General features: G+C 67.9%; 32 protein-coding genes and 1 pseudogene. 21 read left to right on the forward strand and 12 right to left on the reverse strand.

What is annotated here, in order from left to right:
- Positions 1-30: 30 nt before the first annotated feature.
- Entirely contained in the window at positions 31-1,788 is a 1,758-nt protein-coding gene (locus ACW175_RS00750; protein WP_492102777.1) for an acyl-CoA dehydrogenase family protein, read from the reverse strand.
- A gap of 185 nt (positions 1,789-1,973) precedes the next feature.
- Here ACW175_RS00750 and ACW175_RS00755 point away from each other — a divergent pair, with 185 nt between their 5' ends.
- From ACW175_RS00755 to ACW175_RS00775, 5 genes are read left to right on the forward strand one after another with little or no spacing between them, the layout of a single operon-like run.
- A complete protein-coding gene (locus ACW175_RS00755; protein WP_492102778.1) occupies positions 1,974-2,618 on the forward strand; it encodes a YceI family protein in 645 nt (214 codons plus the stop codon).
- Between the two features lie 27 nt (positions 2,619-2,645).
- Positions 2,646-3,935 (forward strand): YceI family protein, encoded by a 1,290-nt coding sequence (locus ACW175_RS00760; RefSeq protein WP_492102779.1) that lies wholly within the window; start codon positions 2,646-2,648, stop codon positions 3,933-3,935.
- Positions 3,866-4,858, forward strand: coding sequence for an L-threonylcarbamoyladenylate synthase (locus tag ACW175_RS00765; RefSeq protein WP_492102780.1), 993 nt, complete (start codon positions 3,866-3,868; stop codon positions 4,856-4,858). Before ACW175_RS00760 ends, ACW175_RS00765 begins: the two co-directional genes overlap by 70 nt.
- A gap of 4 nt (positions 4,859-4,862) precedes the next feature.
- A complete protein-coding gene (locus ACW175_RS00770) occupies positions 4,863-5,186 on the forward strand; it encodes a 1-deoxy-D-xylulose-5-phosphate synthase (protein WP_099575491.1) in 324 nt (107 codons plus the stop codon).
- 26 nt (positions 5,187-5,212) lie between these two features.
- A complete protein-coding gene (locus ACW175_RS00775) occupies positions 5,213-6,634 on the forward strand; it encodes an FAD-binding oxidoreductase (RefSeq protein ID WP_492102781.1) in 1,422 nt (473 codons plus the stop codon).
- On the opposite strand, the gene ACW175_RS00780 is transcribed toward ACW175_RS00775, so the two are convergent.
- From ACW175_RS00780 to ACW175_RS00795, 4 genes are read right to left on the reverse strand one after another with little or no spacing between them, the layout of a single operon-like run.
- Entirely contained in the window at positions 6,631-6,945 is a 315-nt protein-coding gene (locus ACW175_RS00780) for a hypothetical protein (RefSeq protein ID WP_492102782.1), read from the reverse strand. The two genes, ACW175_RS00775 and ACW175_RS00780, sit on opposite strands and share 4 nt — an antisense overlap.
- Positions 6,946-6,954: 9 nt before the next feature.
- Positions 6,955-7,752, reverse strand: a complete 798-nt coding sequence (locus ACW175_RS00785) for a hypothetical protein (RefSeq protein ID WP_492102783.1) — start codon at positions 7,750-7,752, stop codon at positions 6,955-6,957.
- A 57-nt stretch (positions 7,753-7,809) separates the two neighbouring features.
- Positions 7,810-8,106 carry a transcriptional regulator gene (locus ACW175_RS00790; protein WP_492102784.1) on the reverse strand — a complete coding sequence of 99 codons (297 nt, stop codon included), beginning with the start codon at positions 8,104-8,106 and terminating at the stop codon, positions 7,810-7,812.
- Complete coding sequence (locus ACW175_RS00795; protein WP_492102785.1) at positions 8,103-8,555, reverse strand: hypothetical protein; 453 nt, start codon at positions 8,553-8,555, stop codon at positions 8,103-8,105. Before ACW175_RS00795 ends, ACW175_RS00790 begins: the two co-directional genes overlap by 4 nt.
- 126 nt (positions 8,556-8,681) lie before the next feature.
- Here ACW175_RS00795 and ACW175_RS00800 point away from each other — a divergent pair, with 126 nt between their 5' ends.
- From ACW175_RS00800 to ACW175_RS00840, 9 genes are all read left to right on the forward strand, one after another.
- Positions 8,682-9,080 carry a DUF1801 domain-containing protein gene (locus ACW175_RS00800; protein WP_492102786.1) on the forward strand — a complete coding sequence of 133 codons (399 nt, stop codon included), beginning with the start codon at positions 8,682-8,684 and terminating at the stop codon, positions 9,078-9,080.
- A 42-nt stretch (positions 9,081-9,122) separates the two neighbouring features.
- On the forward strand, positions 9,123-9,890 hold the full coding sequence (yaaA, locus tag ACW175_RS00805) for a peroxide stress protein YaaA (protein WP_492102787.1): 768 nt from the start codon (positions 9,123-9,125) through the stop codon (positions 9,888-9,890).
- Between the two features lie 97 nt (positions 9,891-9,987).
- Entirely contained in the window at positions 9,988-10,785 is a 798-nt protein-coding gene (locus ACW175_RS00810) for a 3-hydroxybutyrate dehydrogenase (protein ID WP_492102788.1), read from the forward strand.
- A gap of 9 nt (positions 10,786-10,794) precedes the next feature.
- On the forward strand, positions 10,795-11,856 hold the full coding sequence (locus ACW175_RS00815) for a patatin-like phospholipase family protein (protein WP_492102789.1): 1,062 nt from the start codon (positions 10,795-10,797) through the stop codon (positions 11,854-11,856).
- 11 nt (positions 11,857-11,867) lie between these two features.
- On the forward strand, positions 11,868-12,302 hold the full coding sequence (locus tag ACW175_RS00820; protein ID WP_492102790.1) for an NUDIX hydrolase: 435 nt from the start codon (positions 11,868-11,870) through the stop codon (positions 12,300-12,302).
- A 33-nt stretch (positions 12,303-12,335) separates the two neighbouring features.
- Positions 12,336-13,097, forward strand: a complete 762-nt coding sequence (locus ACW175_RS00825) for a site-2 protease family protein (RefSeq protein ID WP_492102791.1) — start codon at positions 12,336-12,338, stop codon at positions 13,095-13,097.
- Positions 13,098-13,158: 61 nt separating this feature from the next.
- Entirely contained in the window at positions 13,159-13,941 is a 783-nt protein-coding gene (locus ACW175_RS00830) for an SDR family NAD(P)-dependent oxidoreductase (protein ID WP_492102792.1), read from the forward strand.
- Between the two features lie 136 nt (positions 13,942-14,077).
- Positions 14,078-14,215: a hypothetical protein gene (locus ACW175_RS00835; protein WP_492102793.1), complete on the forward strand. Its 138-nt coding sequence runs from the start codon at positions 14,078-14,080 to the stop codon at positions 14,213-14,215.
- A gap of 68 nt (positions 14,216-14,283) precedes the next feature.
- Entirely contained in the window at positions 14,284-15,249 is a 966-nt protein-coding gene (locus tag ACW175_RS00840) for an NAD(P)H-dependent flavin oxidoreductase (protein ID WP_492102794.1), read from the forward strand.
- A gap of 3 nt (positions 15,250-15,252) precedes the next feature.
- On the opposite strand, the gene ACW175_RS00845 is transcribed toward ACW175_RS00840, so the two are convergent.
- On the reverse strand, positions 15,253-16,011 hold the full coding sequence (locus tag ACW175_RS00845; RefSeq protein ID WP_492102795.1) for a Crp/Fnr family transcriptional regulator: 759 nt from the start codon (positions 16,009-16,011) through the stop codon (positions 15,253-15,255).
- Between the two features lie 124 nt (positions 16,012-16,135).
- Between ACW175_RS00845 and ACW175_RS00850 the strand changes: the two genes are divergently transcribed.
- A complete protein-coding gene (locus tag ACW175_RS00850) occupies positions 16,136-16,678 on the forward strand; it encodes a hypothetical protein (protein WP_492102796.1) in 543 nt (180 codons plus the stop codon).
- A gap of 114 nt (positions 16,679-16,792) precedes the next feature.
- Here the strand turns inward: ACW175_RS00850 and ACW175_RS00855 are convergent, their stop codons facing one another.
- Positions 16,793-17,002, reverse strand: a complete 210-nt coding sequence (locus ACW175_RS00855) for a hypothetical protein (protein ID WP_492102797.1) — start codon at positions 17,000-17,002, stop codon at positions 16,793-16,795.
- A 174-nt stretch (positions 17,003-17,176) separates the two neighbouring features.
- On the opposite strand from ACW175_RS00855, the gene ACW175_RS00860 reads away from it, so the two are divergent.
- The 5 genes from ACW175_RS00860 to ACW175_RS00880 all read left to right on the forward strand — a co-directional run bounded on the left by ACW175_RS00860 (position 17,177) and on the right by ACW175_RS00880 (position 20,957).
- Positions 17,177-17,620 carry a TIGR02301 family protein gene (locus ACW175_RS00860; RefSeq protein WP_492102798.1) on the forward strand — a complete coding sequence of 148 codons (444 nt, stop codon included), beginning with the start codon at positions 17,177-17,179 and terminating at the stop codon, positions 17,618-17,620.
- A gap of 86 nt (positions 17,621-17,706) precedes the next feature.
- Positions 17,707-18,654 (forward strand): SPFH domain-containing protein, encoded by a 948-nt coding sequence (locus tag ACW175_RS00865; protein WP_492104869.1) that lies wholly within the window; start codon positions 17,707-17,709, stop codon positions 18,652-18,654.
- A 3-nt stretch (positions 18,655-18,657) separates the two neighbouring features.
- Complete coding sequence (locus ACW175_RS00870; RefSeq protein WP_492102799.1) at positions 18,658-19,119, forward strand: NfeD family protein; 462 nt, start codon at positions 18,658-18,660, stop codon at positions 19,117-19,119.
- A 117-nt stretch (positions 19,120-19,236) separates the two neighbouring features.
- On the forward strand, positions 19,237-20,187 hold the full coding sequence (locus tag ACW175_RS00875) for an ABC transporter ATP-binding protein (RefSeq protein WP_492104870.1): 951 nt from the start codon (positions 19,237-19,239) through the stop codon (positions 20,185-20,187).
- Positions 20,184-20,957, forward strand: coding sequence for an ABC transporter permease (locus tag ACW175_RS00880; RefSeq protein WP_492102800.1), 774 nt, complete (start codon positions 20,184-20,186; stop codon positions 20,955-20,957). The genes ACW175_RS00875 and ACW175_RS00880 overlap by 4 nt, the downstream gene beginning before the upstream one ends.
- A 29-nt stretch (positions 20,958-20,986) precedes the next feature.
- On the opposite strand, the pseudogene ACW175_RS00885 reads toward ACW175_RS00880, so the two are convergent.
- From ACW175_RS00885 to ftrA, 3 genes and pseudogenes are all read right to left on the reverse strand, one after another.
- A pseudogene (locus tag ACW175_RS00885) lies at positions 20,987-21,081 on the reverse strand (hypothetical protein); the annotation flags it as partial.
- A 6-nt stretch (positions 21,082-21,087) separates the two neighbouring features.
- Positions 21,088-21,540 carry a recombinase family protein gene (locus ACW175_RS00890; RefSeq protein ID WP_492102801.1) on the reverse strand — a complete coding sequence of 151 codons (453 nt, stop codon included), beginning with the start codon at positions 21,538-21,540 and terminating at the stop codon, positions 21,088-21,090.
- A 90-nt stretch (positions 21,541-21,630) separates the two neighbouring features.
- The gene (gene ftrA / locus ACW175_RS00895) at positions 21,631-22,584 is read right to left on the reverse strand and encodes a transcriptional regulator FtrA (protein ID WP_492102802.1); all 954 of its coding nucleotides are present in this window, start codon (positions 22,582-22,584) and stop codon (positions 21,631-21,633) included.
- A gap of 87 nt (positions 22,585-22,671) precedes the next feature.
- Between ftrA and ACW175_RS00900 the strand changes: the two genes are divergently transcribed.
- Positions 22,672-23,085 (forward strand): rhodanese-like domain-containing protein, encoded by a 414-nt coding sequence (locus tag ACW175_RS00900; RefSeq protein ID WP_492102803.1) that lies wholly within the window; start codon positions 22,672-22,674, stop codon positions 23,083-23,085.
- Between the two features lie 172 nt (positions 23,086-23,257).
- On the opposite strand, the gene rnhA is transcribed toward ACW175_RS00900, so the two are convergent.
- Both rnhA and thrB read right to left on the reverse strand, forming a co-directional pair.
- A complete protein-coding gene (rnhA, locus tag ACW175_RS00905) occupies positions 23,258-23,707 on the reverse strand; it encodes a ribonuclease HI (protein WP_492102804.1) in 450 nt (149 codons plus the stop codon).
- Complete coding sequence (thrB, locus tag ACW175_RS00910) at positions 23,704-24,657, reverse strand: homoserine kinase (RefSeq protein ID WP_492102805.1); 954 nt, start codon at positions 24,655-24,657, stop codon at positions 23,704-23,706. Before thrB ends, rnhA begins: the two co-directional genes overlap by 4 nt.
- Positions 24,658-24,671 lie beyond the last annotated feature (14 nt).

Raw genomic sequence — 24,671 nt, forward strand, 5'->3', positions numbered from 1 at the left:
TGTCGAAGGGCGAGGGCGGCTTCGCGGCGTCTAAGCTCCCAGCACTTCCGGCGTCATCGCCTCGAGGTCCGCCGCGCCCAGCATGACGCCGGCCGCCGCGCCTGGGACCTGGGCCAGGACCGATTCGGCGAAGACGCGGGCCAGGGCGCGCTTGCTCTCGGCCCAGGCCGCGTCCGCCTCGCTTGAGGCGGCCAAGGCGCCCTTGGCCAGCATCCAGCCGCCCACGACGTCGCCCAGCAGTTTCAGATAGGCCGTGGCGCCGCTGAGGGCGTCCGGCATCGACTTGGTCCGGCGATCGACCAGCCAGGCCGTCGCCGCGGCGGCGGCGTCGAGGGCCGCGCCCAGGCGCAGGCCGACGGCCTTGAGCTCCGAGGCGTTCAGGGCGTCGATGGTGTCGCGGATGTCGTCCATCAGGTCGGCGACGGCCTGGCCTTCGCCCATCGTCAGCTTGCGGCCGATGAGATCGATGGCCTGGATGCCGTTGGTGCCTTCGTAGATCGGGGCGATGCGGGCGTCGCGATAGTGCTGGGCCGCGCCGGTCTCCTCGATGAAGCCCATGCCGCCGTGGATCTGCACGCCTTGCGAGGCGACCCAGACGCCGACATCGGTCGACCAGGCCTTGGCGATCGGGGTCAGCAGCTCCTCGCGCAGCTTGGCGCTGGCGCGGGTCGTCTCGTCGGCGGCGGCGCGCGACAGGTCGGCGGCGACGGCGGTCGACAGGCAGATGCCTCGCGCGGCCTCGATATGGGCCTTCATCAGCACCAGCGAGCGGCGCACGTCCGGATGGTCGAACAGGCGCGAGGGATAGGCGCCGGTCCAGGCCGAGCGGCCCTGGGCGCGGTCCTGGCTGAAGTCGAGGGCCTGCTGGTAGGCGCGCTCGGCGATGGCCACGCCCTGGGCCCCCACCTGCAGGCGGGCGGCGTTCATCATCACGAACATGTTGGGCAGGCCCTGTCCCAGACCGCCGACCAGTTCGGCCTTGGCGCCCTCGAAAAGCATCACGCAGGTGGGCGAGCCGTGGATGCCCAGCTTGTGCTCCAGCCCGCCGACGCGCACGGCGTTGGCCTCGCCCAGCTTGCCGTCGGCGTCGACCAGCACCTTGGGGGCCAGAAACAGCGAGATGCCCTTCACGCCCGGAGGGGCGTCGGGCGTGCGGGCCAGGATCAGGTGGACGATGTTGTCGGCCGCGTCGTGGTCGCCCCAGGTGATGTAGATCTTCTGGCCGGTGATCCTCCAACCGCCCTCGCCATCCGGCGTGGCCAAGGTTGTCAGGGCCGCCAGGTCCGAGCCCGCCTGGGGCTCCGTCAGGTTCATGGTCCCCGTCCACTCGCCGGAGACCAGCTTGGGCAGGTAGGTGTGCTTCTGGCTGTCCGTGCCGCACAGCTCCAGGGCCTCGATGGCGCCCAGGCTCAGCATCGGGCAGAGGCCGAAGGCCATGTTCGAGGCCTGGATCATCTCCAGCACCGCGACTTCCAGCGTCTTGGGCAGGCCCTGGCCGCCGTGCTCGACCGGCGCGGCCAGGCTGGCCCAACCGCCTCGCGCGAACTGCTTGTAGGCGTCGGCGAAGCCGGGGGCGCAACGGACCACGCCGTTTTCCAGCTTGGCGCCGACCTGATCACCGCCCCGGTTCAGCGGGGCCAGCACGTCGGCGGCGAAGGCGCCGGCCGCTTCGAGCACAGCGGCCACCGTATCGGCGTCGGCCTCGGGAAAGGCGTCCGCCAGCCGCCCGAAGTCCGCCGCATGCCGCAGCGAGAAGGCGAGGTCACGAACGGGCGCGCGATAGGTCATGCAGATAACTCCAGACTGTCGGCGACCTGTTTAGGCGGGGTGACGTACGTCGCCAAGCCGGCCACAGCTTTCTGCGTATCATCACGGTGTCGTGATCGCCGTCCCCTTCCATCGCATGATGGAGTTCTTAAGTCGCGGAAACAGTAACTAATGCTGTTTTAGTTTTAACTGGAGCAATCTCCCCGATGTCCCGTCCCTTCGCTTCCAAGCTCGCTTATGGCGCGCTCGCCGTCGCCCTCCTGACGGCCCCCGCCGCGCTGGCCGCGCCGGGCGTTTCCTCGACCAAGCCGGCCGACCTGCCCGCCGGACACTATGTGCTCGACAAGACCCACGCCTCGGTCGTGGCCAAGATCAAGCACATGGGCTTCTCGAACTATCAGTTCCGCTTCACCAAGGTGGACGCCAGCTTCGACTACGATCCCAAGGCGCCGGCAGCCTCCAAGATCAGCGTGACCATCGATCCGGCTTCGGTCGACACCGCGACCGGCGCCGACGCCTTCGGCCTGAAGTTCAACAAGGAACTGGCCGGCGACGGCTGGCTGGAAGCCAACAAGTTCCCGACCGCCACCTTCGTCTCGACCAAGGTCGAGCCGGGCGCGGGCCAGACCGGCAAGGTCTATGGCGACTTCACCCTGCACGGCGTCACCAAGCCGGTCGTGCTGGACGTCACCTTCAACGGCGTCGGCTCCGGCTTCGTCCCGGGCAGCGTCAAGACCGGCTTCTCGGCCTCGACGACGATCAAGCGCTCGGAATTCGGCGTTTCGAAGTACGTTCCGCTGGTCGGCGACGATGTGCAGCTGAACATCGAAGTCGAGTTCGACAAGAAGTAAGCCTTCAAGGGGATCTGGGAGATGTCCATGGCCGCAAGCCGTACGCGCTACACGACGGTGGCGATCGTCATTCACTGGCTGATCGCCGCGGCCCTCATCTTCCAGATCATCCTGGGCTGGCGGATGGGCGACGGACCCAAGGGGCCGACGACCTACGCCCTGTTCCAGCTGCACAAGTCGATCGGCATCACCATCCTGCTGCTGAGTCTCGCGCGGCTGGCCTGGCGGCTGTTCAACAAGCCGCCGCTCGCCCCCGAAGGCCAGCCCAAGTGGGAGCAGGTCGCCTCCAAGCTCGTTCACGTCGGCTTCTATGTCATCATGATCGGCCTGCCGCTGACGGGCTGGATCCTGGTCTCGACCAGCCGCGTGCCGATCCCGACCCTGCTGTTCGGGGCGATCCCCTGGCCGCACATTCCGGGCCTGCCCGAGCTGGCGGCCGGTCCCAAGCACCTGTGGCATGAGATCGGCGAACTGGGTCATGGCGTGCTGGTCAAGGTCACCTACTTGCTGCTGGCCCTGCACCTGGGCGCGGTGGCCAAGCACCAGGTCCTCGACAAGGACGAGGTGTTCGCCAACATGGCCCCCGGCGCTCGCCCCGGCTGGAAGGAGCCCCGCGCCTGGCTGGCCGCCGCCGGTCTCGCCGCCGTGGTCGCCGCGGGCTACCTCTATATGCCCGCGACCAAGGCCAAGCCCGCCACGCCCGCGCCCGCCGCCGAACCGGCTCCGGCCGAAACCCCGACCGCCGCCGCGACCCCGCCGGTCGACGCCGCCGCCCCGCCCGCCGTCGAGGCCCCCGCCGCGCCGGTCGCTGAACTCAAGGACCCGGTCGCCTGGGTCGTCCAGAAGGGCTCGACCCTGGGATTCAGCGCTACCTGGTCTGAGAACGCCATCGAAGGCCGCTTCAAGACCTGGACCGCCGACATCCTGTTCTCGCCCGACGCCCTGGACCGCTCGAAGCTGACCGTCTCCATCGACACCGCCTCGGTCGACACCGGCGACGCCCAGCGCGACACGAGCCTGCCCAGCGGCGACTTCTTCGACACCGCCGAGCATCCCAAGGCGACCTTCACCGCGACCAAGTTCCGCAAGACCGGCGAGGGTAAGTTCGTCGCCGATGGGACCCTGGACCTGCGCGGCGTGAAAAAGCCGCTCAGCCTGCCGTTCACCCTGAAGATCGACGGCGACACGGCGACCGCCCGGGGTGTAACCACCCTCGACCGGACGACGTTTGGAGTTGGGCAGGGCGAATGGGCGTCGACGGACGAAATCGCGGCGAAGGTGAAGGTCAGCTTCAGCCTGACCGCCAAGAAGAAGTAGCGGCCGCCGCCGACGCTCTGCGCGCCGGCGGGCTGGTCATCCTGCCGACCGAGACGGTCTATGGGCTCGGGGCCGACGCCGCGAACCCGGCGGCCGTGGCGGCGATCTTCGAGGCCAAGGGCCGTCCGCGCTTCAACCCGCTGATCGCCCACGTCGCCGACCTGGAGACCGCCGCGCGGATCGCCGAGCTCGACGACCGCGCCTACGCCCTGGCCCGTGAATTCTGGCCGGGGCCGCTGACCATCGTCGCGCCCATCAAGGATACGGCCGCCGTCTGCGACCTGGCTCGCGCCGGCCTCGACACCGTGGCCATCCGCGTGCCGGGCCACCCGGTTTCGCACGCGGTGCTGGAAGCGTTCGGCGGGGCGGTCGTCGCCCCCTCGGCCAACCGTTCGGGCCGCCCCAGCCCCACCACCTATGCCGACGCCGTGGCCGAGACCGGCGACAAGGCCGCCGCCGCCCTGGATGGCGGTCCGTGTGCCGTCGGCCTGGAATCGACCGTGGTCTCGGTCCTGGACGGCCAGGCGCGCCTGCTGCGGCCCGGCGCCGTCACGCGCTTTCAGCTGCAGCGGATCGTCGGGCCTCTGGCGGAAGCCGAGGACGACGCCAAGCGCTCGCCCGGTCGCCTGGCCCTGCACTACGCCCCCGATGCGCCGGTGCGGATCAACGCCAAGGCCCCGGAGGCCAGTGAGGCCTATCTGGCGTTCGGCGCCCTTCCGAACGAATTGGAGCCGGAGGGTCCTTACGTCTTCAACCTCAGCCCGTCAGGCGATCTGGCCGAAGCCGCCGCCAACCTCTTCTCATATCTGCGCGCCGCCGACCGTCTTGGCCCCTCGGCCATCGCCGTCGCGCCGATCCCGGAAGACGGCTTGGGCGAAGCGATCAATGACCGGCTGCGGCGCGCCGCCGGCTACGTAGGATAGACCGATGAAGAGCAAGACCCGGATCATGTATGTCGAGGACAAGTCCAAGGGCATCAACGGGCCGGCGCGGATCGGGCGGGTCGTCTCATCCAAGAGCGGCGAGACCCTGCACTATGCCGGCCAGACCTTCTTCGCCCTGCGCCACTCGGGCCTGAAGGCCAATTTCCAGGACAGCGAGACCGGCCATCCGTACTGGATCGCCCGGGCGCGCAAGGACGGCGCCGACCGATTGTTCAAGGGCGCGGGCGATCCGCCCGTGATCGACGACAATGTGCGCGAGGAATATTGGCGCGACATCCGGGGCCTGCCCGACCCGGCCTTGGGCTAGCCGCGCGAGGCGATTATAGTGCGCCCATGACCAAGCCCGTTCCCCCAAAAGACTTGGCGAGCGTCGTCTCCCGGATCAAGGCCGTGCTCGGCGAGGGCGGTTGGAGTCAGGATCCGGACGTGCTGGCGCCGCACCTCGTCGAGTGGCGCGGCCGCTGGCGGGGTGAGACGCCGCTGCTGGTCACGCCACGCACGACCGCCGAGGTCGCCGCCGTGGTCGGCATCTGCGCCGCCGAGGGCGTGGCGATCACGCCCCAGGGCGGCAACACTGGCCTCGTCGCCGGCCAGATCCCGCGCGGCGAGATCCTGCTGTCGACCACGAAGCTGAAGGGGATCCGTGACGTCGATCCGATCGACGACGCCATGGTGCTGGAAGCCGGGGTCACACTATACGAGGCGCATCAACAGGCCGCCCGGGTCGGCCGTCGCTTCACGGTCGGCGTGGCCTCGGAAGGCTCTTGCACGATCGGCGGGCTGATCTCGACCAATGCTGGCGGCACGGCGGTTCTGCGCTACGGCATGATGCGCGAGCAGGTGCTGGGCATCGAGGCGGTGCTGCCCAATGGCGAGATCTGGAACGGCCTGAAACGCCTGCGCAAGGACAATACCGGCTACGACCTCAAGCAGCTGCTGATCGGCGCCGAGGGCACGCTGGGCATCGTCACCGCCGCCTCGCTGAAGCTGCACCCGCTGCTCGCCTCGCGGGCCGTGGCGATCGTCGGCCTGAACTCGCCGGCCGACGCCATCCAGCTGCTGGCCCGCGCCAAGGACGAGACCGGGGGCGGGGTCGAGGCTTTTGAGCTGATGGGCCTGCTGGGCTTCGCCCTGACCGTCCGCAACGTGCCGGGCCTGCGCGATCCGTTGCCGACCGAGCATCCGTGGTACGTGCTGATCGAGATCGCCAGCGGCGAGCCGGGCGCGGCCGAGGCGGCGCTGGAGCGGCTGTTGGCCAAGGCGCTGGATGACGGCCTGATCGCCGACGCCGCCGTCGCACAGACCGAGACCCAGATGAAGCAGTTCTGGCATATCCGCGAGGGTCACTCGGCCGGCCAAAAGCCCGAGGGCGCGGTCTGGAAGCACGACATCTCGGTGCCGGTCTCCAAGATCCCCGCCTTCATCGAGCAGGCCGACGCGGCGCTGGAACAGGCCTTCCCCGGCGTGCGGATCATCGCCTTCGGCCACGTCGGCGACGGCAATGTCCACTACGATGTGCTGAAACCCGTCGGCGCGGACGACGACGCCCACGACGCGATGCGCGAGCAGGGGGCCAGGATCGTCCACGACATCACGGCCAGTTTCGCCGGCTCGATCAGCGCCGAGCACGGCCTGGGGGCGATGAAGACGGCCGAGGCCCTGACCTACAAGGACCCGATCGAGGTCGCGGCCCTGCGGGCTATCCGCGGGGCGCTGGACCCTAAGCGGATCATGAACCCCCGGATCCTGTTTTAGGCGGCCTTGGCCAAGGCGCGCCGCTTGCGGGCGCGCAGGGCTTGCAGGACCAGCACGCCGATCGCGCCCAACGGGATCGTGGCCTTGTAGAAGCCGGCCTGCGAGCCAGGGCCTAGCACGTTGATGGCCAGCGGGATGAAGCCCCACTTGTCCGTGCCCTGCTGCATCCAGAACGCGCCGACACCGACGAAGCACATCAGCGCCCACACGATGCGGAACTTCAGGGTCCGGTCGCGGGCGACCAGGAACGCGGCCACGACCATCGGCAGCGGCCAGGCGAGAGCGGCCACGAGGCCAAAAGTCTGGGTCATTCGGCCTTGCTAGAAGGACTTGGGGGTCGCGTCCAGCGCGGCCTTGGCCTCCCGCCGCGCCTTTCCCGCTCGCCAGAAGGCCGCCAAAGCGCCGATCGGCAGCGCGAATTTGAGCACGAACGGATAGAAGCCCATGAAGCCCTGGGCGGTCGCCCCCGCGCCGATCAGCGCCAAGGTGAGGGGCTGAAAGCCCCATTGTCCGGTGGTCCAGTTCAGGGTGGCCGAGCCTATCCCAACCAGGGCGGTGATCGCCCACAGCCACTTGCGCTTGAAACGCGGCGCCCGCAGCACGGTGATCAGCGCGGCCAGCATGGTCAGGGGCGAGAGCGCCGTGAGCGCCATGAACACCAGATGGCCCGGGGGTTTGGCCAGTGTCAGGCGGTTCGTCTTGAGCTGGTCCTCGGTAGCGCGCTGCAGGTGGAAGTACTCCGCGCGCCAGAGGCCACCCTTGGGGCGCTTCAAGCGGACATCATACAGTACGCCCTCGCCGGGATGGGTGAACTCATAGCGAAGCGATAGGGTGTCCAGCGCGCCATACTGATAGAAGAAATTGATCAGCCGGCGACGCGACGCTTCGCCCTGGGGCGTGTAGGCCTGCATCGCCTTCAACTGGCTGGCTGTGATCGCGGCCGAGGCCTCGGGGGTCAGGCGGGTTCGCAGCGCGCGCTCGTCGTTGGTCCGCACCGCCCGAAGGACATCCATGGCCACGGCCTCGGCCGCCGGGTCGGTCTTCAGATTGGTGCAGGCCGCCGTCAGGCCCGCCGCCGCCAGAGCGGCGACGGTCGCCAAGATCCTGATCAAGCGCATGAACTCGTCTCCTGATTGGCGAGAAGGCTCGCTAAAGCCGGAGGTTTTGTCCAGCGGCTAAGCTTCGGGCACCCCCGCCATCATCGCCTTCAGCGCCGCCAGGTGGCCCTTCAGCGCCTTGCGGCCCTGGGGCGTCAGCGACAGCCAGGTGCGTTGGCGACCGTCCGAAGCGGCTTTGCGGACCTTGACGTAACCGGCTTCTTCCAAGGTCTTCACGTGCTTGCTGAGCACCGATTCCGAGACGTCCAGCGCCTCGCGGACGGTGGCGAAGTCTATGGTGTCCACCGCCGCCAGCATGCAGCACATCTGCAGGCGGTTGGGGGCGTGGATCACCGTGTCGAGCTCGGCGCTCAAAGGGGCCGCCCGTCGCGCAGGTCGGCGCGGAACGCCGCTTCCCAGACGAAGCCGCCGATCGTGGCCGCCACCGCGATGATCATGCCGGCCATCAGCGGCGCATGAGTGACGTGCTTCATGTGGAAGAGCCAGCCCGACAAGGCCACCAGTCCGCCGGACAGGATCGCCAGCCCGACGGCGACGATCCGGGTCCGCCCGGCGCGGTAGCCATAAATCCACATGCCGGTCTTGCGGATATAGGCTCTGACCAGCAGCCAGCATCCCAGGCCGCAGACCGCGAAATAGCCGGCCTGCCAGATCAGGGGCGCGGCCTGGATCGCGGCGAGGCCGCCCATCAGCAGGCCCAGGGCCGGGTGGTACCAGGTCGGCGCCTTGGCGCGTTCGGCCAGGTCGGTATTGGCGGCTTCGACCTCGGCCAGCATCCGCAGGGCGTCTTCGTCTCGGGTCATCAAGACCTCCTTACTTTCCATTGCGGAAAGTCCTAGTTCATCACTTTCCAATCTGGCAAGTGGAAACTTTCCGATATGGAAAGCGACGGGCTCGACAAGCTTGCCCTGGGCGAGCTTGATAGCGGTATGAGCACGCTCTTCCGGTTCGCCGGCGCCGTGCGGCGTCACGCCGAGGTCGAGGCCTGGTTCTCGGCCGAGGATCCGCTGCGCCGGCTTGTCGAGCCGTGGTTCGAGCGCCTGCGGGGCAGCGGCGACGACGTCCGCGAACTGCTGCACGACGGCCATCCGGCCGCCTGCGTCGAGGACGCCGCCTTCGCCTATGTCGACGCCTTCGCCGCCCACGCCAGCATCGGCTTTTACGCGGGCGCGCAACTGCCCGATCCGGGCCGACTGCTCGAAGGGACGGGCAAGCGGATGCGGCACGTCAAACTGCGCTGGGGTCAGCCGATCGACGAGGCGGCGCTGGCCGACCTGACCGTCGCCGCCCATGGGGACATGCGGCGGCGTGTCGACTCAGGGGAATGACAGAACTGGCGCCGTCGCCCCTAAGTCTCTATCTCCCCGGCCATGCTGATGGTCATCTCGCCCGCCAAGTCGCTGGATTTCACCGCCCCCAAGGCCGTGCTGCCGCTCACCACGCCGGCGCTCAAGGCCCAGATCGTCGAACTGGCCAAGGTCACGCGCAAGCTGACCGCGCCCGACCTCAAGCGCCTGATGCATATCTCCGACGCCCTGGCCAAGCTGAACCGCGAGCGGTTCCAGGCCTTCGACTCCGAGCTCGAGGACGGCCTGCAGGCGATCATCGCCTTCAACGGCGACGTCTATGGCGGCCTCGCGGCGCGCGAGCTGGATCGGCCGGCCCTGGAGTGGGCGCAGGATCACCTGCGCATCCTGTCGGGCCTCTATGGCGTGCTGCGCCCGTTCGACGCCCTCCAGCCCTACCGCCTGGAGATGGGCACGCGGCTGAAGACCAAGCGCGGGTCGAACCTCTACGACTTCTGGGGCGAGACGATCTCCAAGACCCTGAACGCCGCCGCCGAGGGCCATGACGACCCGACCCTGGTGAACCTGGCCAGTCAGGAATATTTCGGCGCCGTCGACGCCAAGGCCCTGAAGCTGCCGGTGGTCACCTGCCACTTCAAGGAAGAGAAGGCCGGGGAGCTGCGGGTGCTGGGCTTCTTCGCCAAGAAGGCGCGGGGCCGCATGGCGCGCTACATCATCGACAACCGCATCGACCGCGCCGAGGGGATGAAAGGCTTCGATCTGGACGGCTATGCGTTCAAGCCCAGCCTTTCCACCGAGGCCGACTGGGTTTTCGCTCGCCCGCAGCCCTGAATTCATCTATCGATGAATTTATAAAGGCTCGCTCTTCGCAATGGCGAGCGATATGTTGCATCGCAACATCGTTAGGGCGTCATCCAGGAGCGTTCCCATGGCCGTCGACTTCGGTTTGCAGGGGCAGGTCGCCATCGTCACCGGCTCGACCAGCGGCATCGGTCACGCCCTGGCCGACGCGCTCGCCGCCCAGGGCTGCAACATCGTCATGAACGGCCTGGGCGAGATGAACGCCATCGAGCGCGCCCGCGCCGAGATGGCCGAGGCCCATGGCGTCGAGGTGCTGTACCACGGCGCCGACATGACCAAGCCAGACCAGATCGCCGACATGGTTCGCGCCGCCAAGGCCGAGTTCGGTGAACTGGACATCCTGATCAACAACGCGGGCGTCCAGCACGTGGCCCCGATCGAGGACTTCCCGGACGACAAGTGGGATCTGATCATCGCGATCAACCTGACCTCGGCCTTCCACGCCACCAAGGCGGCCGTGCCGATCATGAAGGAGCAGGGACGCGGTCGGATCGTCAACATCGCTTCGGCCCACGGTCTGGTCGCCTCGCCGTTCAAGTCGGCCTATGTCGCCGCCAAGCACGGCATACTGGGCCTGACCAAGACCGTGGCCCTCGAGGTCGCCGAGCACGGCATCACCTGCAACGCCATTTGCCCGGGCTTCGTGAAGACCCCGCTTGTCGAGGCCCAGATCGCTGACCAGGCTAAGGCCCGCGGCATCTCGGAAGAGGCGGTGATGAAGGACGTGATCCTGGCCGCCCAGCCGACCAAGCAGTTCGTCACCTTCGAACAGCTGGGCGGCATGTTGCTGTATCTGGTCTCCGACGCCGGGGCCTCGGCCAATGGCGCGGCTTTCCAGATCGACGGCGGCTGGGTCGCGCAATAGGCTGGGCCGGTGCCCATCCCGCCCTTCATCAAGAAGAAGTCCGGCCCCCGGACGCTGAGCCTGGCCCTCCAGGGCGGGGGCTCGCACGGAGCCTTCGAGTGGGGAATCCTCGACCGGCTGCTGGAAGAGGACGACCTGGAGATCCGGGCGGTGACCGCCGCCTCGGCCGGCGCCATGAACGCCGTCTGCCTGGCCCAGGGCTTGATCGACGACGGCAAGGCCGGCGCGCGCAAACGCCTCGACGCGTTCTGGCGGCAGGTGAACCGGCAAGGCGGCCGCAACGTCTTCGGCGACACCTCGATCTGGACAAAGGCCTTCGGGGGCGGCGCCGACTGGCTGAAGAACACGCCGGGCTGGCGAATGGCCGAGACCTTCGCCCTGTCGCTCAGCCCCTATGAATTCAATCCGTTCAACCTGAACCCGCTGCACGACGCGCTGGAAGGCGAGATAACCTTCAGCCAGATCCGCGAAAAGAGCCCGATCAAGCTCTACATCGCCGCCACGGCGGTGCGGACCAGCAAGTCGGTCATCTTCCGCGAGTCGGTGCTGACGGCCCGTCACATCATGGCCAGCGCCTGCCTGCCGCAGGTCTTCCAGGCGGTGGAGATCGACGGCGAGCCCTACTGGGATGGCGGCTTCCTGGCCAACCCCCCGCTGTGGCCGCTGTTCTATGACGACACGCCCGACGACATCCTGATCGTCAGCCTCAACCCGTTCGTCCGCGAGGAGACGCCCAAGTCGCCGGGCGAGATCATGGATCGGCTCAACGAGATCACCTTCAACGCCTCCCTGGCCTCGGAGCTGCGGGCCATCGGCTTCGTGCAGAAGCTCCTGGACGAGGGCCTGCTGAAGGACACCGCCCGGGGCCGCTACCGCCGGATGCTGGTCCACGCCATCACCGCCGACAAGCCGCTGGCGGACCTGTCGCTGTCGACCAAGTTCGACACAGAGTGGAGCTTTCTGACCGACCTCAAGGCGCGGGGCCGCGCGGCGGCGGAGGCTTGGCTGACCGACTGCGGAAACTGTATCGGTGTGAAGTCCAGCGTCGATCTGAGGGTCGGCTTTCCCTGAAAGACTTGGCCATGAACCATCCCGTGCCGACCGTCGGTGTCGTCTGCCTGCGCGGCGAGGAGGTCCTGCTGATCCGACGCGGCACGCCGCCTCGGCTGAACCAGTGGAGCGTGCCAGGCGGACGGTTGGAGTGGGGCGAAGCGCTTGAGGTCGCCGCCCTGCGCGAGCTGAAGGAAGAAACCGGCGTCGAGGCTCAATTGCTGGGCCTGCTGGACGTGGTCGACGGGGTGTTTCCAGCCCGTCCCTCTCTTGACGGGAAGGGAGGAGAGATTACCCGCCACTACGTGATGATCGACTACGCCGCCCGCTGGACCGGCGGCGAGCCCGTGGCCGGCGACGACGCGGCCGAGGCGCGGTTCGTGACGCGGGACGAGGCCATGGCCCTGGTCGAGTGGGAAGAGACGCGGCGGGTGATCGCGGAAACTTATGAGAAGTTCGGGGCCTAGCATCCCGGGGTTGCTCGTGCTCAATCCAGCCTCATGACTCTCATCGAAGCCCGCGCCCCGCGAACGTCGCTCAGTCCAAACGCGCTGATCCTGGTCGCGGCTTGCGTCGGTCTAGGTTGGGCAGTCGCCGCTGAACTTCCTCCGGCCGGACCACTGACTTTCGCCCTTGTCGCGGCCACCTGGATCCTCAGCGTCGGGATCCACGAGTTCGGCCACGCCTTGGTCGCCCACAAGGCCGGCGACACGACCATCGTCGAGAAGGGCTACCTGACGCTCGACCCGCTCAAGTACTCCGATCTCGTCACCACCCTCATCTTTCCGCTGCTGGCCCTGGCGCTGGGCGGCATCGGCTTTCCGGGCGGGGCGGTCTATCTGCGCGAGGACCTGATGCGGTCGAAGGGCTGGCGATCGCTGGCCTCGCTGGCCGGACCGCTGGGGACGCTGGCGGTGCTGATCGCCCTGGCCGTCGCTCTGCCCTTCGTCGCCTCGGGTCCGCTGTACAACGCCCTGTCGCTGCTGGCCCTGCTGCAGGCCAGCGCCCTGGTTCTCAATCTGCTGCCGATCCCGGGCCTGGACGGCTATGGCGTCATCCGGCCGTTCCTGCCCGACGGCGTGCGCGCGAAGATGGTCAAGATCGAGCGGATCGGCTTTCTGATCCTGTTCGCCCTGATCTTCTGGGTCCCCGGCGTCAGCGGCTTCATCTTCGGCGCGGCCCTGACGGTCATCGACCTGCTGGGCGTGTCGCGGCCAGCGGTCGGCGCCGGTTGGCAGGCCTTCCACTTCTGGGGCTCTTGACCTTCCACGCCTGACCGCCTCTCTTCAAACAAGCGTTTCAGACATAAGAGGGAGGTTCGCCATGGCCTACGCGCCGTTCAATCTGTCGGGCAAGGTGGCCCTGGTCACCGGCGGCAATCGCGGCATCGGCCTGGGCATGGCCAAGGCGATGGCGCAGGCCGGCGCGGACATCGTCATCTGGGGCTCCAACCCCGAGCGCAATCTCGAGGCCGAAAAGCAACTGACCACCCTGGGAGTCCGGGTGAAGGCCCAGACCGTCGACGTCTCCGACGAGGACCAGGTCCGCGAAGGCATGGAAGAGGCCTTGGCCGCCATGGGCCGGGTCGACAGCGTTTTCGCCAATGCGGGCATCGGCTTTGGTTCGCCCTCGTTCGTCGAGATGAAGACCGAGACCTATCGCAAGGTGCTGTCGGTCAATCTGGACGGCGTGTTCTTCACCCTGCGCGAGGCCTGCCGCCACATGGTCGAGCGCGCCAAGACCGGCGATCCGGGCGGTTCGCTGGTCGGGGTGGCCTCGCTGGCGGCCATCGAGGGCGCGGCGCGGAACGAGGCCTATGCGGCCACCAAGGGCGCGGTGATCTCGATGATCAAGTCGGTGGCCGTCGAGCACGCCCGCTACGGCGTGCGCGCCAACGCCATCCTGCCGGGCTGGATCGCCACCGACATGACCGCTGGGGCGCAAGGCAACGCCGCCTTCGCCGAGAAGGTCATCCCCCGCGTGCCGGCCCGCCGCTGGGGCGAGCCCGACGACTTCGGCGGCATGGCGGTCTATCTGGCCTCGGACGCGTCCAGCTATCAGTCGGGGGCCACGATCGTGATCGACGGCGGATACTCGATCTTCTAGAGAGCCGATTTCTGGACTCTGAAGTCCAAAGAAAGCTCATGTAAAACAGGGCCTTGCGGAACCCGCCGCGCGGTGAGAAGCTTTGCTTGCGGCAGTCCGGACATCAGATCCGGACGCCGACGAGGAAACAAAGACGATGACGCCCCAAGACGTTGTCAGCCTGGCTCCGCCGCGCGGCTTCCTGACGCTGATCGCCCTGGTCCTGACGGCCATGGCCAGCTGCTTCTGGACCGCCGAGTCCGACGTCGAGACCGAGTTGGCGAAGCGCCGCTAACCTCGCGGCACGCTTGCGGGCGCGGGCGCGGCGCGAAACCCTCCCTGAAACAATGGGAGGAACGGGTCATGGGCCTGCGCACGCCGCTCTGCGATCTACTGCATATCGAGCATCCGATCCTTCTGGCCGGCATGGGCGGGGTGTCCTACGCGCCCCTGGCGGCGGCGGTGTCGAACGCCGGCGGCTATGGCGTGCTGGGCATGGCCGGGACCTCGCCGGACTTCATCCGCGCTCAGATGCGCGAGGTCAAAGGCCTGACCGACAAGCCGTTCGGCGTCGACCTGCTGGCCGCCACCCCCGACGCCCTGACCGCCAGCGTCGAGGTCATCATCGAGGAGGGCGCCTCATCCTTCATCGCCGGCCTTGGCGTGCCGCTGCCGATCATCGCGCGCCTCAAGGCGGCCGGCCTGAAGGTCATGGTCGTCTGCGGGGCCGTTAAGCACGCGGTCAAGGCCGAGCAGGCCGGCTGTGACGCGGTCATCTGCCAGGGCGGGGAGGGCGGCGGCCACACGGGCCTGGTCGGGACCTTGCCGCTGGTCGCCCAGGCCGTGGAAGCCGTGAAGATCCCGGTGGTCGCCGCCGGCGGCCTGCACGACGGGCGGGGCCTGGCCGCGTCCCTGGCCCTGGGCGCTCAAGGCGTCTGGATGGGCACCCGCTTCATCGCCAGCCATGAGGCCCATGCCGGCGACCTCTACCGCCAGGCGGTGGTCGAGGCGGCCGACGAGGACACCGTCCGCACCCGCTGCTACTCGGGCAAGCCGATGCGGGTGAGGAAGAACCCCTATGTCGACGACTGGGAAGCGCGGCCGACCGACATCCAGCCGTTCCCACAGCAGGCCATGGTCTCGATCCGGGCGGGCGCGATGGGCGGCATCGGCGGCCAGGTCGACGGACTCGACCCGGCCAAGTCCTGCTTCGCCATGGGCCAGAGCGCCGGCGGCGTGCGCGAGGTGCTCCCCGCCGGCGAGATCGTGGCGCGGCTGGTGAGCGAGGCTGAATCCGCGCTGGACCGGGCTTCGGCTTATCGGTCCTGAATCCTAGCGCTTGTGCGGGGGCAGGATCCGCCCGAAGTGCGCCTCGACGGCCGCGTGGCATTCGCAGGCGCGCTTCTCCAGCCCCGGACGATCCAGCACCTCGACCTTTCCGCGGCCGATGTGGATGACCTTCGCGTCCTGCAGGACGCGGGCCACGGCGCTGACCGTCGTGCGCTGCACGCCCAGCATCTGGGCCAGGGTCTCCTGCGTCAGGCGGATCGGCTCCTTGCCCGAGCGGTCGTGGGCGAACAGCAGCCAGCGGCAGACGCGCTGCTCGATCGGGTGCAGGGCGTTGCAAGCCGCCACCTGCATCATCTGGGCGATGAAGGCGTCGGCGGCGCGATCGAACAGGTCTCCGACGCTGGCATGGCGGGCCTTGGACTCTTCCAGCTTGGCGGTCGAGAGACAGAAGGCGTGGCCGGGGACGCGGACCACGGCGCGGCCATAGGCGGGCTTGAAGCCGGCGCTGACCACGCCGCCGATCGCGCCCTCGAAGCCGATGCTGGCGGCCTCGATCTCCTGGCCGTCCGAGGTCACCACCAGCAACGAGGCCTGGGTGGGTCCGCAGGGCAGATAGGTGTGCTCGACATCGTCGCCGACATCGAACAACACGGCGTCGGCCGGCAGGTCGACGAGCACAAGATGCGCGGCCAGTTCGGCCAGGGCGTCCGGGCGCAGGGCGGCCAGCAGGCGGTTGGAATCATAGGTCGGCGCGGCGTCGCCCTCGACGGTGCTGCGGACGATGCGGGTGATGGCGGTCATGCGTGCCTCCCGTGAAGCTCGACTGCATAAGCGCATGGCGCACGGCTTAGTTTCCCGTGGACGGCGAGACTCTTCCGAAGCACCCTCCCGGTGGGCCACGGCGCCAAGCCCGGGAGGGGGAGCGATGATCGCCAAGCGACACCTGCGGCGGAGGCTGAGCCAGTACGGCGCGCTGTGGCTTGGATCTTTCGTCGTCACCCTCTTCGTCATGGCCGCCATGGTCTTCGGCGTCGGGATGCCGCTGGCCGACACCGCCGATCTCGTCCTGCCGATCGCGCTGGCCCTGCTGGGCCTGGCGGTGATCGCCGGCGTCGGGATCACCTTGGCCAATGACGTCAGCCTGTCGACCAAGTCGCTGATCACGGCCCTGGCCCTGCTGCTGATCCTGCCCCTGCTGTGGGCTCCGGTCCTGGCGGTGATCGTCACGGCCGCCATCGACGGGGCGTCGGTGGAATATTCCACCGCCTATGCCCAGTTCCGGATCACGGTCAGCCACCTGATCTACCCACTGGTGGCGATGCTGGGCGAGGATCCGCTGGTCGGCTTCGTCTGGCAGGCGTTCCAGGTCGTCGCGTCCGTGGTGGGCGCGGTCGCGTCCATCCTTCAGGTATGGCGGGTCATCAAGCCGTTCCTGTACGGCGACGATGAAGAAACGGCCGAGGCCTAGAGCATTTTTTCGATCCAATTGGATCGGTGAAATGCTCTAGCCTATTGTTTTGACGCATTTTCTGACGACGAACCGGTATCCACTTCGTCGGAAAATGCTCTAGCTGGACGGCGTTTAGCTGAGCGTTGTCGGGCCGGGCAGCACCCAGTCCTCGTCCTGCTCGTGCAGCATGACATGCAGCCCCAGGCCGGCCGGATGTTCGGCCAGGCGTCGAGCCGCCGCGCTGGCTTCGCCGCGCGTCTCATAGGCGCCAAAGCGTAGGTGGTCGCCGATGATGGACCAGCGATCGCCGACCCGAACGACACCGTAATGCACCTCAGTCATGGGGGACCTCCTTGCAGTATCCACAGGGAACGCCCGATCTGTGGCGATCACAAGGCCCTTATCCTTCGAGCTTTTCTGACACCGAGGGACATTGTGTCCCCAGGTGGGCTTTCGTCGCTCGCCCGTCAGGCGCGGGACGGTGACAGGCGGGCGGGGTTTGGCCATAACAGGCTCATGTCGCGTCCGTTCCTTATCGGCGTCCTCCTCGGCGCCCTCGTGGTTTCGCCGGTCATGACCCCCAGGGCGTGGGGTCAGGAACGGGCCGCCGACGAGCGTCAGCGCCTGCTGGACCTGGCCTATACGCTAGGCGAGAGCCATGCCCTGCGGCAGGCCTGCCACGGCGTCGACGATCAATACTGGCGCTCGCGCATGGTCCGCCTGACCGAGGTGGAGCAGGCCGATCAAGCCTTCGACGCCCAGATGCGCGAGCGTTTCAACACCGGCTTCGCCTCGCGCCGCAGCGAGTATCCGCTCTGCGACGAAGCCAGCCGCAAGGCCGAACAGGCGACAGCCCGCAAGGGGCAGGCCTTGGCCCAGAAGCTCTCGCAGTCGATGCGCCCGACGCGTCCGCCGCCCAGCCTGTCGGATTCCATGGCGGACGGCGAAGCGGCGCGCTAACCTCTACTCAGGTTTGTAGAGGAGCGTTGCTCTTGGGCACGTCCATCGTCGTTCTGGTCCTGCTGATCCTGGCCTTCGTGCTGGTGATGAGCGTCATCAAGATCGTGCCGCAGGGGCGCGAATTCACCGTCGAGCGGTTCGGCCGCTACACCCGGACCCTGAAGCCCGGCATCAGCATCCTGACCCCCTTCGTCGAGACGATCGGGCGCAAGGTGAACATGATGGAGCAGGTTCTGGACGTCCCTCAGCAGGAGGTCATCACCAAGGACAACGTCTCGGTGAAGGTCGACGCGATCGTCTTCATCCAGGTGATGGACGCCGCCGCCGCCGCCTACCGGGTCGACAACCTGATCTACGCCATCACCCAGCTGGCCCAGACCAATCTGCGCACCGTGGTCGGCTCGATGGAGCTGGACGAGGTGCTGAGCCAGCGCGACGCGATCAACACCCGCCTGCTCTCGACCATCGACCACGCCACCGGCCCTTGGGGCGTCAAGGTGGCGCGGATCGAGATCAAGGACCTGACGCCGCCGACCGACATCACCAACGCCATGGCCCGCCAGATGAAGGCCGAGCGCGAGCGTCGCGCGGTGATCACCGAGGCCGAGGGGGAGAAGCAGTCCCAGATCGCCCGCGCCGAGGGCCAGAAGCAGTCGGCCATCCTGCAGGCCGAGGGCCGCCGCGAGGCCGCCTTCCGCGACGCCGAGGCTCGCGAGCGGGAAGCCGAGGCCGAGGCCAAGGCGACCACCTTCGTCTCCGAGGCCATCGCCAAGGGCGACGTCAACGCCATCAACTATTTCATCGCCCAGAAGTACGTCGAAGCCTTCGGCGAGCTGGCCCGCAGCCCGCAGCAGAAGACGGTGATCGTACCGGCCGACTTCTCCGGCCTGACCGGGACCGTCGCCGGCGTCGCCGAACTGATCAAGAGCCTGGGCGCGGAGACGCCGAAGGCGCCGCCGCCGTCGCGGAGCGCATCGACCGCCGCGCCGGTCAGCGCGCCGTCCGGCCCCCCGCCCGCCAAGCGCGGAGCCTAGGCGATGGGCGCGATCGCCGGCTTCTACGCTCTGCAACCGTTTTGGCTGTGGCTGGCCGTCGCGGCCCTCTGCCTGGCCATCGAGGTCTCGACCGGGACGGGCTGGCTCCTGTGGCCGGCCGCCAGCGCCTTCGTCATCGGCCTGATCGCCCAGGCCCTGCATCCGGGCCCGGTGCTCGAGATCGGCCTGTTCGCCGTCCTGACCATCGCCTCGACCTATCTGGCCCGCCGCTTCCTGCGGCCGGTGCTGGAGGCGAAGTCGCCGGACCTCAACGACCCGACGCAACGGCTGATCGGCCAGCGCGGCCAGGTGCTCTCGACCTTCGAGCAGGGCCGCGGCCGGGTGTTTGTCGACGGCAAGGACTGGGCGGCCGAGACCGACGAGCCGATCCCCGCCATCAGTCAGGAAGTGGTGGTCATCGGCCTGGACGGCGCGGTGCTGAAGGTCCGCAAGATCCCGACCTGACGGAAACCTGCTGACAGAACGCGGCGCCGCCCCTGTTATCCGCCGACGGCGACACCATTTGAGCCGCGCATCAGCCACCTTGCAGGGCATGCGCGACGCTGTGCCTCGTATTGGGGCATCGTCGCGTTTAGGGGAGACGGCGTGACTTCAATCATATCGGTAAAGGGTCTGACCAAGACCTATGCGTCTGGCCATCAGGCCCTCAAGACGATCGACCTCGACATCCGCAAGGGCGAGATCTTCGCTCTGCTGGGCCCGAACGGGGCGGGCAAGACCACCCTGATCAGCATCATCTGCGGCATCGTCAATCCCAGCCTGGGCGTGGTCCTGGCCGATGGCCACGACGTGGTGAAGGACTATCGCGCCGCCCGCTCCAAGATCGGCCTCGTGCCGCAGGAGCTGAACACCGACGCCTTCGAGACGGTCTGGGCCACGGTCAGCTTCTCGCGCGGCCTGTTCGGCAAGCCACGCAACGACGCCCTGATCGAGAAGATCCTTCGCGACCTGTCCCTGTGGGACAAGAAGGACAGCAAGATCATGGCGCTGTCGGGCGGCATGAAGCGACGGGTGATGATCGCCAAGGCGCTGAGCCACGAGCCGACCATCCTGTTCCTGGACGAGCCCACCGCCGGCGTCGACGTCGAGCTGCGCCGCGACATGTGGGAGATGGTCCGCCAGCTGCGCGAGAACGGCGTCACCATCATCCTGACCACCCACTATATCGAGGAGGCCGAGGAGATGGCCGACCGGATCGGGGTGATCAACAAGGGCGAGATCATCCTGGTCGAGGACAAGTCGGTCCTGATGCGCAAGCTGGGCAAGAAGCAGCTGACCGTTCACCTGCGCGAGCCGCTGACCGTCCTGCCGCCCGGCCTGACCGATCCCTCGCTGAGCCTGATCAATGACGGCGCGGACCTCGTCTACAGCTTCGACACCCAGGCCGACGACACCGACATCGCCGATCTGCTGAAGCGTCTCGCCGAGCATGGAATCGACTTCAAGGACCTCAAGACCGACCAGAGCTCTCTGGAAGACATCTTCGTCAGCCTGGTGAGGGCCCCGCAATGAACCTCTTCGCGAACCCATATGCCATTGGGGCCATCTACCGCTTCGAGATGGCGCGGTGGTTCCGCACCCTGGCCCAGAGCATCATCGCGCCGGTGCTGTCGACCAGCCTCTATTTCGTGGTGTTCGGCTCGGCGATCGGCTCGCGCATGCAGTCGATCGACGGCGTCAGCTACGGCGCCTTCATCATCCCGGGTCTGGTCATGCTGTCGCTGCTCAGCGAGAGCATCTCCAACGCCTCGTTCGGCATCTACATGCCCAAGTGGGCCGGCACGATCTATGAGCTGCTCTCCGCGCCCGTGGCCTGGTTCGAGGCGGTCGCCGGCTATGTCGGCGCCGCCGCCACCAAGTCGATCTGCCTGGGCCTGCTGATCCTGGCCACCGCCCGGATCTTCGTGCCGTTCCAGATCGCCCACCCGTTCGTGATGCTGCTGTTCCTCGTCCTGACCTCGATCACCTTCAGCCTGTTCGGCTTCATCATCGGGGTCTGGGCCGACAACTTCCAGAAGCTGCAGATCGTCCCGGCGCTGATCGTGACGCCGCTGACCTTCCTGGGCGGCAGCTTCTACTCGATCAAGATGCTGCCCGAGGTCTGGCAGAAGGTAACCCTGTTCAACCCGGTGGTCTATCTGATCAGCGGCTTCCGCTGGAGCTTCTACGGCCAGTCGGACGTCGGCGTCGGCGTCAGCCTGGCCATGACCGCCGTGTTCCTGGTCCTGTGCCTGACGGCGGTGGGCTGGATCTTCAAGACGGGCTACCGACTGAAGGTTTGAGGCGAATCCATATTGAAAGTTGAGGAGCCGAAACCTCGTCCTTCGACAAGCTCAGGATGAGGTTTCTACTCGAACGCCAGCAACCGTCCTCACCCTGAGCCTGTCGAAGGGCGAGGACGGCCCCTCGGCGCTAGTCTTCGGTAGGCTCCCCCGCCTTGAGCCCCTGGACGCCGCCGCCCTTCACGCCCTTGCTGACCAGGGCCGCTTCGGCGGCCTTGACCATGGCGCGCTCGGCGTTGAAGGCCGTCAGGGTCTCGCACGCAGCGAAGAAGCCGGGATCGGTGTTGGTGTCGATCTCGGGCTGGGCGACGACCAGGTGCAGGCCGAGGGCCTTGAGCTTCAGCACCGCCTCCAGCAGGTCGGTGGTCGTGCCGGCCAGGGCGTGCAGGCTCAGCACCGCCAGCGTCCCACCGGGCGCCAGCGCCGCCAGGGCCTTGTCGAGGCCAGGACGGATGATGGCGTTGGTCAGGCTCCGGTCGCTGAACACCTCCTGGCAACCCAGCAGCAGCAGGCGCTCCTCCTGGACCGGGCTGAAGAAGACGCCCCTGACGGGCGGCAGGCGGTAGTAGCCGACGCGGTTCATCGCGTCGGCTTGGCAAACCCGGCGCGCCTTGGCGAGGACTTTCCGGGACCGCCCACAGCTTCTTAAGCGAGCAGGCTCGCGACCAGCCGCCTAAGCACGGGCAAACCGCGCCCGATAGGCGCCGGGCGTGGTCGCGAACCGCCGGCGGAAGTGATGCCGCAAGGCCGGCGCGCCCAGGCCCACGGCTTGCGCGACCTGCTCGATCCCCGCCGGCGAGGTCTCCAGCAGATCCCGCGCCCGGTTCAGCCGCTCGGCCAGCAGCCAGCGGGCAGGGGTCTCGCCGGTGGCGGCCTCGAACCGGCGCAGGAAGGTCCGCTCGCTCATCCCCGCGGCGCCGGCCAGGGTCTTGATGGTGTGGTCGCCGGCGAGGTCGGCGCGCATGCGGTCGAGGATCGGGGAAAGTCGCGACGCCTCGTGCGCCGCGGGCACCGGCCGCGCGACGAACTGGGCCTGGCCGCCGTCGCGATGCGGCGGCACGACCAGGCGGCGGGCGACGGTGTTGGCGGCCTCGGGCCCGAAGTCCCGGCGGATCAGGTGCAGGCCAAGATCGATGCCGGCGGCGCTGCCGGCCGAGGTCAGCAGGTCGCCCTCGTCGACATAGAGCACGTCCGGTTCGACCGCGATCGCCGGATAGCGCTGGCGCAGGGCGTCGGCATAGCGCCAGTGGGTGGTGGCGCGCCGCCCATCCAGCAGCCCGGTCGCCGCCAGCACGAAGACGCCTGAGCAGATCGACATCAGCCGCGCGCCGCTGGCGTGCGCCATACGCAGCGCCTCGATCAGCGGGGCCGGCACGGGGTGATCCATCCCCCGCCAGCCCGGGGCGACGATGACGCTGGCCTCGCTCAGAAGTTCCAGCCCGCCGTCGCCGACGATCCGCACCCCGCCCAGGCCGCGCAGGTCGCCTGGCTCCGCGGCGGCGGTGGCGAAGCGGTACCAGCCGGCGCCCATCTCCGGACGCGGCAGGGCGAACAGCTCGACCGCCACGCCATATTCGAAGGTGCAGAGGCCATCATAGGCGAGAACGACGACGAGAGGGTTTGGCATGATATTTACGGTCGATGTCGATCTCGCCAGCTAACGTCAGCGTGGCCTTCGCGGCAAGTCTATGAGTGTCCAAACCTGGAGACTTCCATGAGCTTCGTATCCGAGATCCCCGCCGCCTCGCCCGACGTCGCCGCCGCCCACTTCGCCGGGAGGTTGTCGCTGGAGACCGATTGCGCCGACGTCGCCGCCGCGATGCGGGCGGGCGAGGTCGATTTCGTCCTGCTGCATGTGGTGGGTTCGCCTGAAGCCTATGCCCGCCGCCACCTGCCGGGCGCGCTCCACCTGCGTCACGCCGACATGACCGCCGAGCGGATGGCGCAATGGCCCGCCGACACCCTGTTCGTCGTCTACTGCGCCGGCCCGCACTGCAACGGCGCCGACCGCGCGGCGCTGAAGCTTGCCAGGCTGGGCCGGCCAGTGAAGCTGATGATCGGCGGGATCACCGGTTGGGAGGACGAAGGCCTGCCGTTCGCGAGCGGCGATCAGCCCGGCAGCTTCTAGGCGCTTGAGGCTGTCGCCCAGAGATCCCAACAACCGTCATCCCGCGCTTTATGCGCGGGACCCATTTGTCCGTCGCAAGTGCAATGCGGACCTAAGCTCTCACGTAAAAGCTGAACGATGGGTCCCGCGAACAAGTCGCGGGATGACGAGAAATTTGGAGCGACGAGAGAGTCTAGAAGACCCTCGGATTGGCCTTGCGCAGGCCTTCATTGGCCAGGGCGTCGGCGCGTTCGTTCAGCGGATGGCCGGCGTGACCCTTGACCCAGCGCCAGTCGACATCGTGCCGCTCGCGGGCGGCGTCGAGGCGTTTCCACAGGTCGTCGTTCTTGACCGGGCTCTTGTCGGCCGTCTTCCATCCGCGGGCCTTCCAGCCCTTGATCCACTCCTGGATGCCCTTCATCACGTACTGGCTGTCGGTGTGCAGCTCGACCTTGCAGGGGCGGTTCAGCAGCTCCAGCGCCTGGATCGCGCCCATCAACTCCATGCGGTTGTTGGTGGTCGCCGGCTCGCCGCCGCAGATCTCTTTCTTCTTGTCGCCATAGAACAGGATGGCGCCCCAGCCGCCGGGGCCGGGATTCCCCTTGCAGGCGCCGTCGGTATAGATCGTGACCTTGGGCGTCATGCGAACAGCACGAGGCCTTCGCGATGGACGGCCAGCTTGCGCTCGTATTCCAGCGGATCCTTGGGCCGGACCAGCGCGCCCGCCGGGGTCGAGCCCCAGTCGGCCAGGCGGGTCAGGAAGAAGCGGATCGCCGCGCCGCGCGCCAGGATCGGCAGGGCTTCCTTCTCGGCCGGGCTCAGCGGGCGGCGGCGCTCATAGCCGTTCAGCAGGGCCTTGGCGGCGGTGATGTTGAAGCTGCCGTCGGCCTCGAAGCACCAGGCGTTAAGGGTCACCGCCACGTCGTAGGCGTAGCTGTCCTCGCAGGCGAAATAGAAGTCGATCGTCGCGGCGAACTTGCCGTTCGACTCGAAGAAGACGTTGTCGGGGAAATAGTCGGCGTGGATCACGCCCGCCGGCAGATTGCGCGGCCACATCAGGGCCAACTGCGCCAGGTCGTTGTCGATGGTCGCCGACAGGCCGGGTTTTAGGTCCTCGGCGGCCTTGCGGTGCTTGGCGAACAGCGGAGACCAGGCGCTCTGGCCCAGGTCGTTGGCGCGGCGGCCGGGATAGCCCTCGCCGGCCAGATGCAGCCAGGCCAGGCCCTCGCCGGCCTCGCGGCAGTGGGCGACGGTCGGCTTGCGCACCGACAGGCCGGGCAGGAACTCGACGATGGCGGCGGACTTGCCGCGCAGGGTCGCCAGCGTCTTGCCGTTGCGGTCGGCGATCGGCCGGGCGCTGGGATAGCCCTTGTCGGCCAGCCAGGTCAGCAGGTTCAGGAAATAGGGCAGGTCGTCGGCCTTCACCCGCCGCTCGTAGACCGTCAGGATGTAGCGACCCTTTTCGGTCTCCAGCAGGAAGTTGGAGTTCTCCACCCCTTCGGCGATGCCTTTGAAGGCCAGGGACAAGCCCAGGTCGTAGCCCGCGAGGAAGGCTTCGAGTTCAGCGTCGGTGATGTCGGTATAGACGGCCATGGCGTCGGGATGCT

Source organism: Caulobacter sp. FV1ye6ST, from assembly GCF_058681225.1.